This window comes from Lentibacillus populi, from assembly GCA_014642895.1.
In the GTDB taxonomy this organism is placed as follows: domain Bacteria; phylum Bacillota; class Bacilli; order Bacillales; family Amphibacillaceae; genus Lentibacillus_C; species Lentibacillus_C populi.
Genome location: BMJD01000016.1, coordinates 33,137 through 49,661 on the forward strand (window position 1 = coordinate 33,137; position 16,525 = coordinate 49,661).

At 41.3% G+C, this 16,525-nt stretch carries 16 protein-coding genes; 8 read left to right on the forward strand and 8 right to left on the reverse strand.

Annotated elements, in window-relative coordinates:
* Positions 1 to 3 precede the first annotated feature (3 nt).
* Positions 4 to 918, reverse strand: coding sequence for a ketopantoate reductase family protein (locus IEX12_RS11220; RefSeq protein WP_188725180.1), 915 nt, complete (start codon positions 916 to 918; stop codon positions 4 to 6).
* A gap of 501 nt (positions 919 to 1,419) precedes the next feature.
* On the opposite strand from IEX12_RS11220, the gene ehuB reads away from it, so the two are divergent.
* The 4 genes from ehuB to ehuA all read left to right on the forward strand — a co-directional run bounded on the left by ehuB (position 1,420) and on the right by ehuA (position 4,699).
* The gene (gene ehuB, locus IEX12_RS11225; protein ID WP_188725181.1) at positions 1,420 to 2,310 is read left to right on the forward strand and encodes an ectoine/hydroxyectoine ABC transporter substrate-binding protein EhuB; all 891 of its coding nucleotides are present in this window, start codon (positions 1,420 to 1,422) and stop codon (positions 2,308 to 2,310) included.
* A gap of 236 nt (positions 2,311 to 2,546) precedes the next feature.
* Positions 2,547 to 3,209: an ectoine/hydroxyectoine ABC transporter permease subunit EhuC gene (gene ehuC / locus IEX12_RS11230; RefSeq protein WP_088053436.1), complete on the forward strand. Its 663-nt coding sequence runs from the start codon at positions 2,547 to 2,549 to the stop codon at positions 3,207 to 3,209.
* Positions 3,206 to 3,928 carry an ectoine/hydroxyectoine ABC transporter permease subunit EhuD gene (gene ehuD, locus IEX12_RS11235; RefSeq protein WP_188725182.1) on the forward strand — a complete coding sequence of 241 codons (723 nt, stop codon included), beginning with the start codon at positions 3,206 to 3,208 and terminating at the stop codon, positions 3,926 to 3,928. The genes ehuC and ehuD overlap by 4 nt, the downstream gene beginning before the upstream one ends.
* Entirely contained in the window at positions 3,929 to 4,699 is a 771-nt protein-coding gene (gene ehuA / locus IEX12_RS11240) for an ectoine/hydroxyectoine ABC transporter ATP-binding protein EhuA (protein ID WP_286171095.1), read from the forward strand. It abuts the gene before it with no gap.
* A gap of 331 nt (positions 4,700 to 5,030) precedes the next feature.
* Here ehuA and IEX12_RS11245 read toward each other — a convergent pair whose 3' ends face one another.
* The 7 genes from IEX12_RS11245 to IEX12_RS11275 form a co-directional block, all read right to left on the reverse strand.
* A complete protein-coding gene (locus tag IEX12_RS11245) occupies positions 5,031 to 6,692 on the reverse strand; it encodes an SLC13 family permease (protein WP_188725183.1) in 1,662 nt (553 codons plus the stop codon).
* A 124-nt stretch (positions 6,693 to 6,816) separates the two neighbouring features.
* Positions 6,817 to 7,539 carry a response regulator gene (locus IEX12_RS11250; RefSeq protein ID WP_188725184.1) on the reverse strand — a complete coding sequence of 241 codons (723 nt, stop codon included), beginning with the start codon at positions 7,537 to 7,539 and terminating at the stop codon, positions 6,817 to 6,819.
* The gene (dcuS, locus tag IEX12_RS11255) at positions 7,536 to 9,143 is read right to left on the reverse strand and encodes a DcuS/MalK family sensor histidine kinase (protein WP_188725185.1); all 1,608 of its coding nucleotides are present in this window, start codon (positions 9,141 to 9,143) and stop codon (positions 7,536 to 7,538) included. Before dcuS ends, IEX12_RS11250 begins: the two co-directional genes overlap by 4 nt.
* A 97-nt stretch (positions 9,144 to 9,240) precedes the next feature.
* Positions 9,241 to 10,104, reverse strand: a complete 864-nt coding sequence (murB, locus tag IEX12_RS11260; protein ID WP_371871307.1) for a UDP-N-acetylmuramate dehydrogenase — start codon at positions 10,102 to 10,104, stop codon at positions 9,241 to 9,243.
* Positions 10,105 to 10,204: 100 nt separating this feature from the next.
* Positions 10,205 to 11,023, reverse strand: coding sequence for an alpha/beta fold hydrolase (locus IEX12_RS11265; protein WP_286171096.1), 819 nt, complete (start codon positions 11,021 to 11,023; stop codon positions 10,205 to 10,207).
* A gap of 65 nt (positions 11,024 to 11,088) precedes the next feature.
* Positions 11,089 to 11,487, reverse strand: coding sequence for a YbaN family protein (locus tag IEX12_RS11270; RefSeq protein ID WP_188725187.1), 399 nt, complete (start codon positions 11,485 to 11,487; stop codon positions 11,089 to 11,091).
* A 145-nt stretch (positions 11,488 to 11,632) separates the two neighbouring features.
* The gene (locus IEX12_RS11275; protein ID WP_188725188.1) at positions 11,633 to 12,445 is read right to left on the reverse strand and encodes a histidinol-phosphatase HisJ family protein; all 813 of its coding nucleotides are present in this window, start codon (positions 12,443 to 12,445) and stop codon (positions 11,633 to 11,635) included.
* Between the two features lie 321 nt (positions 12,446 to 12,766).
* Between IEX12_RS11275 and hisZ the strand changes: the two genes are divergently transcribed.
* Genes hisZ through hisB form a run of 4 tightly spaced genes read left to right on the forward strand, consistent with a single transcriptional unit; the run spans position 12,767 to position 16,497 of the window.
* Positions 12,767 to 13,999 (forward strand): ATP phosphoribosyltransferase regulatory subunit, encoded by a 1,233-nt coding sequence (hisZ, locus tag IEX12_RS11280; RefSeq protein WP_188725189.1) that lies wholly within the window; start codon positions 12,767 to 12,769, stop codon positions 13,997 to 13,999.
* 1 nt (position 14,000) lies between these two features.
* Positions 14,001 to 14,636, forward strand: a complete 636-nt coding sequence (gene hisG, locus IEX12_RS11285) for an ATP phosphoribosyltransferase (RefSeq protein ID WP_102415946.1) — start codon at positions 14,001 to 14,003, stop codon at positions 14,634 to 14,636.
* Positions 14,637 to 15,920 carry a histidinol dehydrogenase gene (gene hisD, locus IEX12_RS11290; protein ID WP_188725190.1) on the forward strand — a complete coding sequence of 428 codons (1,284 nt, stop codon included), beginning with the start codon at positions 14,637 to 14,639 and terminating at the stop codon, positions 15,918 to 15,920.
* On the forward strand, positions 15,913 to 16,497 hold the full coding sequence (gene hisB, locus IEX12_RS11295; protein ID WP_188725191.1) for an imidazoleglycerol-phosphate dehydratase HisB: 585 nt from the start codon (positions 15,913 to 15,915) through the stop codon (positions 16,495 to 16,497). The genes hisD and hisB overlap by 8 nt, the downstream gene beginning before the upstream one ends.
* The last annotated feature ends 28 nt before the right edge of the window (positions 16,498 to 16,525 follow it).

Consider the following 16,525-nt stretch of genomic DNA (forward strand, 5'->3'; position numbering starts at 1 on the left):
TCCTTAGGCTTTCTCAAACGGTTTTATCAGTCCGTAAACCGTTTCTGTATACGGCATTTCAACACCGGCAGCTTTCGATAAACGCAGTGCTCCACCCTGCAAGTGGTCCACCTCTAATGGTAAACCTTTACGGCGATCCTGATGCATGGAGGAAGTTGCATCTTCCGGTAAATGCAATAATTTGGCTTTGGCCATTTCCACGTCATCACCTGGTATTTCTACATTATAGGCCTTCGCTAGCGTTCGCATTTCCTGCAAGATCATTTCAGCAATCCGAAATGTGCTGTCGTGATCCCGAATCTCGCCAATTGGCAGATTTGCTGCAGTTGTAATGCCGGAAAATGCCGTGATAAACGTATACTTTTTCCAGAGTTCAAGTAAAATGGTATCACTATTAATACCGTTTACATTTGCTTTATGACAAAGATTCTCCAGTTGATTGCAAATCGTTGTTTGCGTTGGCTCCAGCTGCCCGAAAACCAAATCATGAAAATCGCTTGAATGAATAACATGGCCATTTTCATCTAATGTTGCAATGATAAAAGAAAGGCCACCAATGACTGCATCTTTGCCAAGCTGATCCTGCAAATAGCTGATATGCTCGATCCCATTTAAAACCGGCAAAACATGAGCACCTTTTTTGGTTAATGTCTTCAGATCTGCTAACGTACCTGGTAAGTGATAACCCTTGACACTTACCAATACAAGATCTGCCGTCTCAATTTCCGCTGCATCAGTTGCTATTTTTGGGTTTGTAACCGTGTAATCCCCTGATGGGCTATTGAGCTTTATGTGGTTTTTTTCAATCTGCTTTGCACGCCTTTCCCGAACTAAAAAAGTGACGTTTGCCCCACCTTCCAGAAAGCGGGCTCCAAAATAAGACCCTAATGCACCTGCACCGATTACAACGATATTCATTCTGTCCCCTCCATATAAATCAACTTGATGTTATCGTACCGTGATTCTTATACTTTGTCTATATCCAACGCTTCAGAAAGTTTCCACACGGTAATTTCAGCAGTTTTTGAGTATACACGAGCATTATGCCATATATACAAGCATATGTTGATATAAAACAGCTTGATGGAGCTTACCATTTTATATGCCATTTAAATCGCAATTATCTAAATATACTGCGTTTGAGAAACTGCAAGAATGTCTTTACTATTAAAGAGTGTCCGCTAAAAAGCAACTTCAGCCCAATTTTCTCCGAAAAACAAATAGTATTTTTCACCTAAATCACAGGTAGTTCAATAGTGTTACTCATACTCCTGTTACTAATCACGATCATTCAGGTTTTTTAAATCGGAATCTATAACCGATTTAAATTTTTTATTATCAAACCATTTATCGAAACATTGATTGGAAAAATGTTTTTCGGTTAATGTTTTAAAATAAAAGGGGAGGTCTTTTTAGAAAATGAAGAAAATTTTACTTATATCTGTATGTTGCCTTGTGCTCATTATGCTGGCAGCATGCGGATCAGATGACGCAAGTGGAGATGGCGGAAAAAATGGTAATCTGCTGAATGAACTAAAAGAAAAAGGTACCGTAACTGTCGGTTTTGCCAATGAAGAGCCATATGCGTATCAGAACGATGAAGGCGAACTCAAAGGTGCTGCAGTGGACATTGCAACAGCCGTTTTTAAAGAACTTGGTGTTGATAACGTAGAAGGTCAGCTTGCTGATTTCAAACAATTAATCCCAGGTCTTAATGCCGGGAAATTCGATATCGTGACAGCTGGAATGGCGATTACCCCTGACCGCTGTGAAAACGCCGATTTTGGTGAACCGGAAATGATGTATGGGGAAGGGTTAATTGTCCAGAAAGGAAACCCGCTTGACTTGCACAGCTATAAGGATCTAGCTGAAAAGAATGCTACCGTGTCAATCATGTCCTCAGCAACGGAAAATGAATTTGTTAAAAAGGAAGGGGTTAGCGAAGATCAAATTCAATCTGCCCCAGACATTCCGGCAACATTTTCAGCTGTCGAGTCAGGACGTGCTGATGCAACAACAGGAACTGAAATGACGGTAAAAATGGCTTTGAAATCTTCCGGGAATGACAAGTTGGAATTTGTGGAGGATTTTGAGCAGCCTGAAGATATTGAAGGAGTTCCAAGCTATGGGGCAGCTGCTTTTCACAAAGACAACGATAAATTGCGTGAAGCATATAATGAAAAATTGGCTGAATTAAAAGAGAGCGGCAAAATTGCTGAAATTTTAGAAGCTAACGGCTTTAATGGGGAAACAAACAGTGTCCCTGATGGTATTACAGCCGAAAGCGTTTGTAGCGGGGAAAACTATTAGAGGGCGTTCATAAAATCACCAAATGATAAGCGCGACTTTTTGAACACGCACTATTAAACATATTTTCATAGGATACCAATTATCCGAAACGAACTCCATAGGGTCAGACTCCCTTACCCAGGGGGGCTGGCCCTATACTTTATAGAGGATGTTCAAAAAGTCATCAAACGATAAGCGGCGACTTTTATATACACACTTATTGCATATTCATCATGTAAAACGAAGGAGTGATTACTATTAATGCGATAGCAGACATTTTCCCTGTCCTGATGAAGGGTGTCGAGATAACTGTTACTGTTCTTTTGGCCTCGATTGTATTAGGATATTTCATTGCTTTTATCGCTGGGTTTGGTCGCCTTTCCAATAACGTTATCCTTCGCAAGTTCACCGGCTTTTATGTGGAAGTTTTTCGCGGGACATCGTTGATTGTTCAATTATTCTGGTTTTATTATGCATTACCAATTCTCTTTGGTATCGAGATCGGTAGTGACTTTTGGGCAGGAGTCTTGGCAATATCGTTAAACTATGGGGCCTATATGTCGGAAATTGTACGCGGTTCGATCCAATCGGTTGCCAAAGGACAGAGCGAAGCAGCGACGGCATTAAATATGTCGCGTTTCCAGCGGATGAGGCTGGTTATTTTCCCCCAGGCAGTTCGGATGATGTTGCCAGAGTTCGGTAACTATCTTATCTTAATGTTAAAATCTACATCACTTGTATCATTAATTGGTATGACTGATATTTTATACTATGGTGATATTTTACGGAGTTCCAACCTATCACAGGCACCAACGGTTTATCTGCTGGTACTTGTATTCTACTTCATTCTTGCGCTTCCATTAATTTGGTTAACGAAGAAGATGGAGAGCATATCCAAGAAAGGAGTGGCTAGTCAATGAATAACAATTGGAGCTGGGATATATTCTTTGATGCCTTCCCTAAGGTGCTGGAAGGGCTTGGTATTACGTTAGGTTTAACCATTGCATGCTATTTATTTGCGCTTATCTTTGGTTTTATCTGGACATTTGTCAAACGAATTCCCATAACGCCCATCAGATGGGTATTATTATGGATTATGGAATTCATTCGCTCTACACCACCACTTGTCCAGCTATTTTTTCTCTATTATGCATGGCCGATAGTGCCTTATATTGGTGTTACCTTAGATCCATTCACAAGTGCCGTACTTGGGCTGGGGATTCACTATAGCACGTATATCGGCGAAGTGTATCGATCAGGGATTGACAGTGTTGACAGAGGGCAATGGGAAGCAGCCAGAGCATTAAACTTCTCCACTGGACAAAAGTGGACCAAAGTCATCCTGCCACAAGCTATACCACCAACCATTCCGATGCTGGGAAACTATTTGATTATTATGTTCAAGGAAGTCCCGCTTGCGTCAACTGTTGGGGTATCTGGTATTCTATTTATGGCTGATGAATTTGGTTCTCAGCATTGGAAATACTTGGAGCCAATCACGATTGTAGCCATTCTTTTCCTTGTACTAAGTTATCCATCTGCTATTCTGATTAGTAAACTGGAGAAAAAAATGAACCGCCGTTTTAATAAAAAAGCAACAAGCAAGCAAATTCAGGAAAATAAAGGAGCTGTATCATAAATGACAGAACCAATCGTTATGTACAAAGATGTTCATAAATCCTTTGGTGATGTGAAAGTTTTAAGGGGTGTCGATTTAGACATTAAACCAGCAGAAAAGGTAGCAGTAATCGGCCCGAGTGGTTCTGGCAAAACAACGATTATCCGCATGCTCATGACATTGGAGGAGCCTACCTCTGGAGATATCATCGTTGATGGCAAAAACCTGTGGCACATGGAAAAAGGCGGCAAGCTTGTTCCTGCTAACGAAAAACATTTGCGCGAAGTTCGTGGTGATATTGGGATGGTGTTTCAGCATTTCAACCTTTTCCCGCATATGACGATTTTAGAAAACTGTATGACTGCACCTGTCAACGTTCAGAAGGAAAATAAAACCTCCGCTAAAGAACGTTCGATTGAAATGCTTGAGAAGGTTGGGTTAGGCGACAAGCTTGATAACTACCCAAGCCAGCTTTCCGGCGGGCAAAAGCAGCGTGTTGCGATGGCTCGGGCACTTGTCATGCGACCAAAGATTATGTTGTTTGATGAAGTTACATCAGCACTTGACCCTGAGCTTGTCGGTGAGGTGCTTGAGGTCATTCGCGATATCGCCAAAGAAGGCGAAATGGCGATGGTACTCGTTACCCACGAAATGGAATTTGCCCGCGATGTCGCCGACCGAATTGTATTTTTGGATAATGGTGTCATTGCCGAACAGGGCCCGCCAGCAGAAGTACTGGAGAATTCAACAAATGAACGGTTGCAGAGCTTTTTGCACCGGTTTAGAAGATAAAAAATAGCCTAATTATCCTTTCTTCATAAGTTGTGCAGTTTTACCAAAAAATTAAAATGAAAAATTTATAAGAGCCTGTTCTGGTCTATCATATGTCAAGGCAGGCTCTTAAAAATCACCGATGTATCTGGCTGTCTTCATCAATTTTCTATATTGATAAGAACTTTATCATCCAAAATTTTAAATTTTAACTTCATTGACTTAATGCCCATTTCTATTTATGATATCCGATACCTTTAACGCTATTTTTGAGAAAACATCGTGACTTGATTAATTAAAAGGAAGGGACTTACCACCAACTGCCTGATAAGCCCCTTTTCACTATCCCGTTTCACTTAAATTCAGCCGGGATCTCCAATAAATCGATTCCCCATACAACTGGCAAATAGAAGTATACTGCTACTACGATTAGGGAAAGGGAAATGATATTTAACCAAAATCCGTTTTTAACCATTTCTGTTATTTTCAATTTCCCTGTACCATAAATAATCGCGTTTGGTGGCGTACCTACTGGAAGCATAAATGCACAGTTTGCTGCCATTGCACATGGCACCATCAGCGCAAACGGATGGACATTCAATGCTAGCCCAAGCGTAGCAACTACTGGTATAATCATGGTTCCTGTTGCCGTGTTTGAGGTGATTTCGGTCAAAAATAGAATTACACCAGTAGCCACAAGCATAATAATAAAAATGTTCATTCCTTCAAGTCCTGCCAGCTGATTGCCAATCCAGTCAGAAAGACCTGTTTCTGTAAACCCTGCAGCGATGGCAAGTCCACCTCCGAACAGAATTAGAATACCCCATGGAATATCCTTGGAATCCTTCCATTCCATTATCTTGCTTCCATCCTCCTGCTTTGAAGGGATCAGGAAAAGCAGAATGGTTGCTGCCATCGCGATAATACCGTCACTAATACCAGGAACGTGTACAATATTTTCCCAAATAAATGTACGAGTAATCCACATAAAAGCAGCGAAAGTAAAGACAGCTGCAACAGCCTTTTCTTCATAAGAGATTTCCCCAAGCGATCTTCTTTCCTTATTGATCTGTTCCTTCCCGCCCGGAAGCTCGCGGAAGTTTACCCTATAAACGATCTTGGTAAGGTATAGCCATAAGATAGGAATTAACAAGATCGCAACCGGTACACCGACCATCATCCAGTCTGCAAACGAGATTTCAGTATCAAACATTTTCCCTACTGTTGCTGCAAGAATACTAAGGGGAGGGGTTCCAATCAATGTTCCCAGACCGCCAATGGTTGCAGCATATCCTATTCCGAAAATAACTGCTTTTTCAAATTTCGGTATTTCCTTTGCATATTCACCTTTTTCCAACGAACTTGTTGCCTGATTGATAATCGCCAGTCCCATTGGTATCAACATCATCGTAGCTGCTGTATTGGAAACCCACATTGACAGAAAAGCAGTAGCAACCATGAACCCTAATACAATTCGCTGGGGGCTAGTGCCGATGACAGAGATAATTGATAAGGCAATCCGTTTATGCAAATTCCACTTTTCCATCGCAGTTGCAATAAAAAAACCACCTAAAAACAAGAAAATAATATCATTTCCATAGGACGAAACAACCGTATCCCCATCCATCGCCCCGGTAATCGGTAACAAGATAATCGGGAAGAGTGAAGTTACCGCAATTGGAATCGGCTCAGTAATCCACCAAGTAGCGACCCATAACGTTACGGCAAGGACAGCCCTTGCCTCAGGGCTTAAACCTTCCGGCTGAAACAGTAATAGGGTTAATAAAAATAGCAACGGTCCCAGGATTAGACCTACCTTTTGAGCAGGTTTATAAGCTGGTTTTTTATTATTATCATTAGTTCCGCCTTCTGAAAAATTAGAGCTACTTTCTTTACCGCTTTCAGAAGCATCTGAATCCCTTTCTTTTATAACCCGTGAAAAGGTAAATCGTTCATTTGTTTCGCCATAAGGCTGCCGGATCCCCCATAAAACTGCTTTAAATCCTTGCCCCATATTTCCATCCACCTTTCAAAATCATATGTTAACGCTTACAAATATTTTAGGGGATTACTTTCCGGCTGTGTACCTTTTGAAACTATTTCAACCCTTTTGTAACTAAAAAAATAATAGAAAATATTTATTTTATTTCTCCTATGAGCGAATGAAGCATGTTGATACGCTCCGGTTGCAACAAATAACGATGCAAAGGGCGCCCTGTCTCCTGATATATCACCTCCACTTTCAGCACGTCCTGCCCTGTTAGGTACTTTAAATACTTGCTTATCGATACACGGGATATTCCGGTTTTATCGGCTATTTCGGCTGTGGAAAATGGGCGGTTTTCCCATTCTGCTATCTGCCTTGCAATTCGGGCAAATGTTGGTACGGTAAGCCCTTTCGGAAGGTCGATTGGATTTATATTAGGGATGGATTTTTTCAATAGAAAGGCGTCCAAATCTTTCTGTTGTACATCCTGTCCCTCTTTCATCCGTTCAAACTTTTCCCGATATTTGAGTAATGCATCCTTCAATCGTTCGAAATCAAATGGTTTAATTAAATAATCAAACGCTCCATTGCGTAACGCCCTTTGTATTGATGAGCGATCATTTGCAGCCGTTATAACAATAACGTCAACATTTATATCAGCATTCCTTATCTCTACAAGTAAATCAAGTCCATTGTTATTAGCCATATAAATATCTAGCAGGACAAGGTTCACATCATTGTTATTTAAAAAATGCTGCCCTGCGGAAATATCATGAACCACACCGATTACAGTAAATCCTGTTACTTTTTCAAGGTATATACGATTGAATTTCGCAACCATTGGGTCATCTTCTACAATTAACACGTTAATCATACATTACCACCTTCATATGGAATAATTACATCAAAAACAGTTCCTTCCCCTTTTTCAGAAGATACCTCAAGTGTACCATCCAGTACTTTTAGAGCTTGCATTGTCAGAAATAATCCGTAGCCTCGGGTTTTCCCTTTTGTGGAACGTCCCTTTTCAAAAATGGCTTCCTTTTCGGATGGTGTTAAACCGGGTCCATTATCCTGAATCGTAAAATGAAATTGTCCGTTTATATAATTTATTGTAATAAGAACACGTCGATCCGCTTGTTGAGCTACTGCTTCATTCGCATTATCACTCAAATTCCCGATCATTGTTATGATCGCTTCCATCTTTTTTGTATTTTTTAATAACGGCAATTGCCGGTCCCCGTTGAGTTCTACAACTACTCCGTTTTCCCTGAATTGACTCAGCTTATTATGTAAGTATCCTGCCAATACTGGATCCTTCACAAGACGTGAAACCGCACCAATTTCCTTATGATAATTATCGGAAATGTAGCCAATATACTCCTCCAATTCCTTGTAAGATTCCGTGTGGACCATTGCTGACATAACATGCAGCTTATTCATAAATTCATGGGTTTGTGCCCGCAAGGTGTCGGCATAAGTTCTTGTATCTGTTAGCTGTTTTACTAAAGAGGTGAGTTCCGATCTGTCCCGAAACGTGGCAATTATACCTGCTATATGATCATTGACTATAACTGGCTTCGTATTTACAATGATATCAATCCCATTGAGTTTTTGCTCCTGATCGAATTCGATATTTTGATCCAGTAATACTTGTGTTAAATCAGAGGGAGGTAAATAAGCATCCACTTGCTTGCCGATAGGATTTTCCGCAAGGCCTGCCCGGCGGAACAGATCCATAGCGGCATGATTAGCCACGACAATCTCAGCATGTTTATTAATGGCAATAATACCTTCTCTTACTGACGCGAGCATGGCATCCCTTTCCTGTAACAATTGTACAATATCACTTGGTTCAAGCCCATGTAGTATACGCTTTACACGCCTTGCCAAAAGGACAGCTCCAATTGCTCCGGCAACCAGCCCAGCAGCAATCCCAATATAGACGATAATTTGACTGGCAAAAACCGTGTCCTCTACGTTGTTAAGTAATATTCCAACCGCTACCACACCGATTTGTTCACCCTCGTTCCACACTGGCGTAAATGCACGCATGGATTTACCAAGCGTTCCTTCTGCAACAGACGTGTAGCGTTCTCCTTGGAAAGCCCGATCTTCATCATTTCCAACAAAGTATTGTCCGATTCTTTCCTCAACAGGATGCGATCGGCGAATATGTTGATTATCCATAACGACAATGTAATCAACATCCGTATCTTCCTGTACAGCTTTTGTATAGGACTGTATTTCTCCTGAACTATCCAGGTTCACTAACCCGTCGATAACAGACTGGGTCTGACTAACCGCACTAGCAATATTCATCGCCTTTTCTCTCTGGCTTTCCCTGGTTTTCTGTGCTGTTTCATTGCCAATAAGAAGGCCTGTTATCGTTAATGCAATCATTAACACCGAAACGATTAGCAGCATAATCCATGTTTGCAGCCGAATTGGTTTTCGATTCCGAAAAAAATTTCTCATTATTTGATCTCCTCTAAACCGTAAAATCAGGACCCAAATCATTTACTTTTACTACTAAGAAGGACTGTGAACAATTACTTTTGCTCACAGTCCTCTGTTATTCCACTAAATCTTCCCCAATAATTTTAACCTCACGTTCCAGTTTCACACCAAATTTCTCTTTTACTGTCTTCTGGATGAAATGGATCAGATCGATATATTGTTTGGCCGATGCATGATCCTTGTTGACAATGAAACCAGCATGCTTCAAGGATACTTGCGCCCCACCAATTTGTTTTCCTTGCAGGTTACTGTCCTGGATGAGTTTGCCGGCGAAATATCCCGGCGGCCTTTTGAATACACTGCCACATGATGGATATTCCAACGGCTGTTTCGATTCCCGTTTAAACGTTAAATCATCCATGACTGCTTTGATTTCGTCATAATTTCCGTTCTGCAACGAAAAGGTTGCTTCCAAAACGATGTAGCCATTATCAGGAATATTACTTGACCTGTATTCCAAGTCCAATTGATTGGCAGCCAATGTGAGAAGATCTCCATCTCTAGTGACAACTACCGCACTTTCCAACACATCTCTGATTTCGCCGCCATATGCCCCGGCGTTCATAAATAATGCACCGCCGACCGATCCAGGGATCCCGCAGGCAAATTCAAGTCCGGTAAGTTTTTTCACTAAGGCGTGGCGAGAAACATCAATGATTCGCGCGCCACTTTGGGCAATGACGGTTGTTCCATCAGCAGTAATTGATGCCAACTTTTGTAAATTTAATACGATACCACGAATTCCCCCGTCTTTTACAATTAAATTAGATCCGTTTCCGAGCATTGTAAAGGGGATATTATCTTTATTTGCAAGCTTGACGATTTGCTGTACTTGTTCATATGTTTCCGGTGTCACATAAAAATCAGCCTTCCCGCCTAAACGGGTATACGTATGATTTTTTAAGTGTTCATCAACCATCACATTCTTCACTGCTGTAATTTCCGTCAATTTTTCGTACGTATGATGATCATTCACCACTTAAATCATTCCTTTTTACATTAATCTATATTATTTTAAGTTATTCCTTTCGTTCTTGCCACAAAAACGAATGGATCAACTTGTCAACCTGTCTATTTTCGTGCAGTTCACTGTGCCCCAAATTGTCATTTTCGATCATGATTTCGGTTAATTGATTTGCTGGGACAATTTCTTCTAATGTATGCACACTTTTCGGCACTGCCACCATATCCCCTGTACTGCCAATGCTCAGCACAGCTAAATCATCCGGAATCGCCTGTCTGTTGGATCTCAACAGCTGTAAGGCAGGGGAATCGGGTTTTAAGTCTGTTGCTGCGGGGTCACGATTAATTTGAAAATAATACTGGCTATAGATCCCATCAAATGGGCTGCCAATCGTAATTAACTTATTGGTCGCAGGATATTCGGCTGGATCCTGATACTCTTCAATATATTTCAAGGAAACCAAACCACCCATAGAATGGCCGATAAGGTTTACCGAATCAATGTGATACGTATTTTTCAAATGACGCATGACCTCGGATAACCATGTTGCACTGTCATCAAAACTTGCCCGGTTATTTTCAAAAATGACCTGGATGAATATTGGTTCCCTACTCCCTTTGTTTAAAGGATACATTTTTACATCCCCATGGCGGGTAACATAATAAATCAGTGCCTTATTTCCCCAATTGTTTCGTTCAAACCGATTCAACATGCCACCGAAGGAATTGGTCGTTCCTTTATACCCATGGACAAAAACGTTTATCGGTGTAATAGAATGCTGTGAACTTGCATGCCTTGGCATATATGTAATGATTGTGGCTGTCACGATAAGAATACCAATTGCTGTAAGCTGCAAAATACGTTTCTTCTTCAATTGCCTTGCCTCTCCTGCCTAAAAAACAGCTTTCACACCCGGAAATTCCCCGCTGACAGGTACATTCACATGTTGCCAACCGAGTGCTTCTGCTTTTTTAATGTTTTTTGCTTTAAAATAAACCAAGTAAAATACGCGGCTATTAGTAGTAATAATACTTTAATCGCGAATAATGGAATTACAAAAATAACGGTGTACCCCATGGAAATCCATAGCAGTGAGACACCGATTACTTTTGTCCTTAATGGAATGCCTTTTCCCGCCCGGTAATTTTCAATATACGGCCCAAAATATTTATTGTTTAAAAGCCATTGATATAATTTTCTTGAGCTGCGGACATAGCAAGCTGCCGCCAGCAAAAGAAATGGCGTTGTTGGTAAAAGCGGCAAAACAATCCCCAATAGTCCGAGTACGAGAGAAATTGTCCCGCAAATGATCAGGAGTCCCTTCTTTACCTGCTCCATAATTAACACCAGCTATAAGAGGTTGTTCAAAAAGTCATCAAATGATTAAGTAGCGAATTTTTGAACACACACTACAATTATTCTTTCCCTTATTCTTTATTGTATCATCTTGCCTTGTTTTTTTCCGTACTGTATGGCGAACTTTTTATGACAATTTTAATGGGGATAGTCCCTCGATTGGATGCTGCTTTGCTTTTCCTTTTTCAAATGTTGTAATATAACGAAATCCAAGTGTTTGAAGCAGTGCCAACGCATCGTTAAATTGAAAAGCAATTGTCCTTGAAGTGTGTGAGTCGGATCCAAGTGTGATGATTTCGCCGCCAATCTCCTTATACACTTTTAAAATATCGGCACTCGGCATACCGCTCTCTAACCCATACCGAACGCCAGATGTATTCAACTCAATCCCTTTACCTTCTGGAATAATGACCTTAAAAATTTCCGCTATTACCTCCCTGAAGCCTTTCGTTGCCCTTTCCCTTGTATACCGTTTTACCAAATCAAGGTGTCCCAAAACCTGGTACTGTTTATAATGCTTTACACAATAAAGCAGCTCATTGTAATAGGCAGTGTACGCTTCATCAACTGACTTATCGGTAAAAAATTCACCAGAATGCAGATCCTGTTTATTGGTGGTGTGCATCGAGCAGATAACAAAGTCAAATGTTTCACTTGCCGTTAATTGGGAATACCGGCTCAGGAGATGTGGCTGGACACCAATTTCAACTCCCTTTTTAATCGTTATTTGCTTAGCATACTTCTCTTGTAATTTGGTTAGCTTACGATTATATTGCGCCAAATCTAAATCAAATATAATGGAACGATCTGGATAGTCATAATCAATGTGATCGGTAAAACAAATTTCTTTAAGTCCTGTTTCAATTGCCTTTTTGATGCTCTCTTCCATTGGTGTATCACAGTCTGCCGAAAATGTACTGTGAACGTGGTAGTCAAACATCGGAAAATTCCTCCCTTTTGCTATTGGTAAAGATAGTATAAAAATTGGGCGTTATTTTTTCCATTTTCAGCGCCAGCCACGTCCAGCTCCAGCGCCCAGCGGCTAGTGTGCAACACCCGCCTCCGTACGATAAGTCAACATCGGCTCGCTTCCAGCTCACCGTGTTTCCTTTATCTCCTACGGTTCAGTCCAGCACATACGCCGCTGAACGGGCGCTTCCACTTTTGTACTTGACTTTCATACTATTAATTATTAGAATACTATATAACTTTAATTAAATAAAGCAATAGAGTGATAAAGTTATAGAATAGGAGATCTTTTATGCTGCAGGACGTTTTTCACACTAGCAATACACTTAGCCTTGATGATTACCAGAAAAAAGAATATCTCTTGGCAAAAATGAAGGATCGCTTTGCTACTTATGGCTACAGGCAAATTCAAACACCGGCATTTGAGCCATACGACTTGTACCAAACCAGTACTGGTATGATTCATCCAGAAAAGATGGTAAAGGTCATTGATCCAGCCGGGAAAGTATTCGTGCTCAGGCCGGACGTCACGATACCAATTACAAGAAGGGCTGCGGCAGGAAACCAATTGGATTGGGATGATGAGCGACTCTTTTACATCTCTACCGTCTTTCGCAACGCAAGTTTTGATCAGGGCGAACAGATGCAGGCTGGCATAGAAAATTTCGGGTTAAAAACTGACGAATTAGACGCAGAAGTGATTGCTTTAGCGATTCATACATTACAGGATCTGGGCTTTGAACAGTTTAAGCTTGAGATTGGTCATGCCGGATTTTTTAAGGAACTGTTAAAGCAAATAGAACTTTCCAAGCAAGAAATTGAACAGCTTCAGGCAATTATTCAGGCCAAGAATGTCTCCGAAATAGAAGCATTCCTGGAAAACCTGCCGATTCAACCGGAAAGTAAAAAATCCTTACTGCAAATTCCATTATTGTATGGGGATCCAGAAAAGGTTATCAAACATGCGGAATCCGTCGCGCTAAACAACCAGATGCAAGAGAAAGTTACAGATCTTCACAGCTTGCTGGAAGGGCTAAAATTATACGATGCGGAACAATTTATTTCTTTTGATTTAGGGTTGATTAACCACATGAATTATTATTCCGACATTATATTCCAAGGGTTTGTTGAAAATTACGGAAAGCCCGTATTGATGGGAGGCAGATACGATCAATTAGCCGAACAGTTCGAGAGGGCCCTTCCTGCGATTGGGTTTGCCTTTGATATTGCTGCGGTATTACAGGTGATGAGCCAGCAATCCCTCTTTCCGGTTATGGATCCGGCGGTGGATATTCAAATCCTTTATACAGAGTCAAAGCGAAGGGAAGCATTGTCTTGTGGGCAAGCACTGCGCAGTCAAGGTGTGCGTGTACGTATCGATCCAATTGGTGGAGAAGCAAACAATCAAACTGCTGCCAATGTTATCTATTACAAGGAATCACAAAATCTTATCGCTAACGAAAAGACTTCTCGTGCTTTTTTCAGTCAAGCAGAATTATTAGACCTGTTTAAGGAGGGATTTTGACTTGAGTTATCTTACGTTGGCCATGGCAAAGGGACGAACCGCTGACCAAACAATCAAGCTCCTGGAGACAGCGGAAATTCACTTTCCTGCCTTTAACAAGAAATCCAGGAAACTAATTTTTTATGATGAAACAGATAGTTTTAAATTAGTATATGTGAAAGCAATCGACGTGCCGACATATGTTGAAAAAGGTGCTGCCGATATCGGGATTGTCGGCAAAGATAATATTGCCGAAGCGCAGGCTGATGTATACGAAATGATGGATCTCCGGTTTGGAACGTGTCAATTTGTCCTTGCTGGTTTGCCTAATACCGCAGTAGACAGCGGGAAAAAGCTTACAGTTGCTTCCAAATATCCAGCCGTTACAAAGGCATATTTTCAAAAAAAAGGCATCCCGATGGAAACAATTAAATTAAATGGTTCCGTTGAATTGGCACCACTCATCGGGCTATCCGACGTCATTGTCGATATTGTAGAAACCGGAACAACTTTAAGGGAAAACGGATTAAAGGTAATCGATACGATAGAAGCAATCAGTACAAGATTAATCGTTAATAAGGCCAGTTTTGCCACGAAATCAGAGCGTATCCACTTGTTTTTGGAGAAACTGAATCGAGCATTGGAGGTACGTATGTAAATGCAAATACTAACCCCAGCGAGCTACCTCACTGCACAGGAAAATCGGTCGGGAGTTTTTCAAGACGCAACACTTGATCAAACTGTACTGGAGATTATTTCTCAAGTTAGAAACCAGGGTGATCAGGCACTTTTCCGTTATACCGAGCAATTTGATCAAGTAAAACTGGATAGCCTTGTCGTAACGGAAGCTGAAATAAATGAGGCACGACAGCAAATGAGCGATCGATTTATCCAGGCACTAAAACAAGCAAAGGAAAATATCAGCAGGTTCCATAAAGCCCAAGTTGAACAGTCCTGGTTCATCAACGACGAGAACGGGAATATGCTGGGACAGAAGATCACACCACTTGAAAAGGTTGGCGTTTATGTTCCTGGTGGTAAAGCGGCATATCCCTCAACGGTCTTAATGAATGTACTTCCGGCAAAATTGGCAGGGGTAAAATCCATCACGGTCGTAACACCACCACAATCTGATGGAACGGTAAACCCGTATGTTTTAGCTGCGGCGTATGAGGCAGGGGTAGATTATATTTACAAAGTTGGTGGCGCCCAAGCAATTGCTGCTCTTGCATATGGTACATCCACAATTGAAAAGGTAGCGAAAATCGTTGGCCCCGGAAATGCCTACGTCGCCCGAGCGAAAAAATGGGTGTTTGGTGATGTCGCGATTGATATGATCGCTGGACCTAGCGAAATTTGCATTGTTGCCGACGAAACGGCTAACCCACGTTACGCTGCAGCAGATTTGTTATCCCAGGCTGAGCACGATGAACGGGCGAAAGCGATTTGTATAACGACAAGTAAACAACTCGCTGAAGCTATCCAGGTGGAAATCGAGAAACAGCTAGCTTCACTTGAGCGAAACACAATAATCAAAAAATCATTAAGCGATCATGGAAAAATCATTATAGCAGATAGTTTAGAGGAAGCATTTGCCCTGGCAAATACAATCGCTCCGGAGCATTTACAGCTTATGGTTAAAAACCCGGCAGAAAACGTGCATTTTGTCAAGAATGCTGGTGCAATTTTTCTTGGGCCATATTCACCTGAGCCTTTAGGAGATTATTTTGCCGGACCGAATCACACGCTCCCAACAAACGGATCAGCAATTTTTTCATCTCCACTCGGTGTCTATGACTTTGTTAAAAAATCGAGCATTATTCATTATACAAAATCCTCCCTCCTGCAAGCTTCCGAACAAATTGTGACGTTGGCTGAAGCAGAAGGATTAACGGCACACGCAAATGCAATTAACGTAAGAAAGGGTGCTAACGATGCGTAACAGTACGATTCAGCGAACGACAGCAGAAACAGCGATTAACATGGACTTATGGATTGACGGAACTGGAACCGCCAAGATCCAATCAGGCGTAGGATTTCTTGATCATATGCTGATATTGATGACGAAGCATGGATTATTCGATATGGAACTTACATGTACAGGTGATTTAGAAGTTGACCAGCATCATACGGTTGAAGATATTGGAATCGTACTTGGGCAGGCATTTGAGGAAGCAATTGGGACGAAGCAAGGAATTAACCGCTATGCGACAGTCACCATCCCAATGGATGAGGCATTATCAACACTCGCTCTGGATATTAGTGGCCGTCCCCATCTCGTTTATCGAGTTAATGGACTAAAGGATAAAATTGGGGATTTTGATACAGAGCTTGTCGAGGAATTTTTCCAAGGGTTCGTCAACCATGCAAAAGTAACATTGCATATTAATCTTGCATATGGCAGCAATAGCCATCATATCGTCGAATCGATTTTCAAAGGATTTGGACGTGTACTTGATGAAGCAACGAGGGAGAATCCGCGTATTAAAGGCGTTCCTTCGACTAAGGGATCGTTGTAATCCGGAGGTCAGATATCAGAGGCCAGAG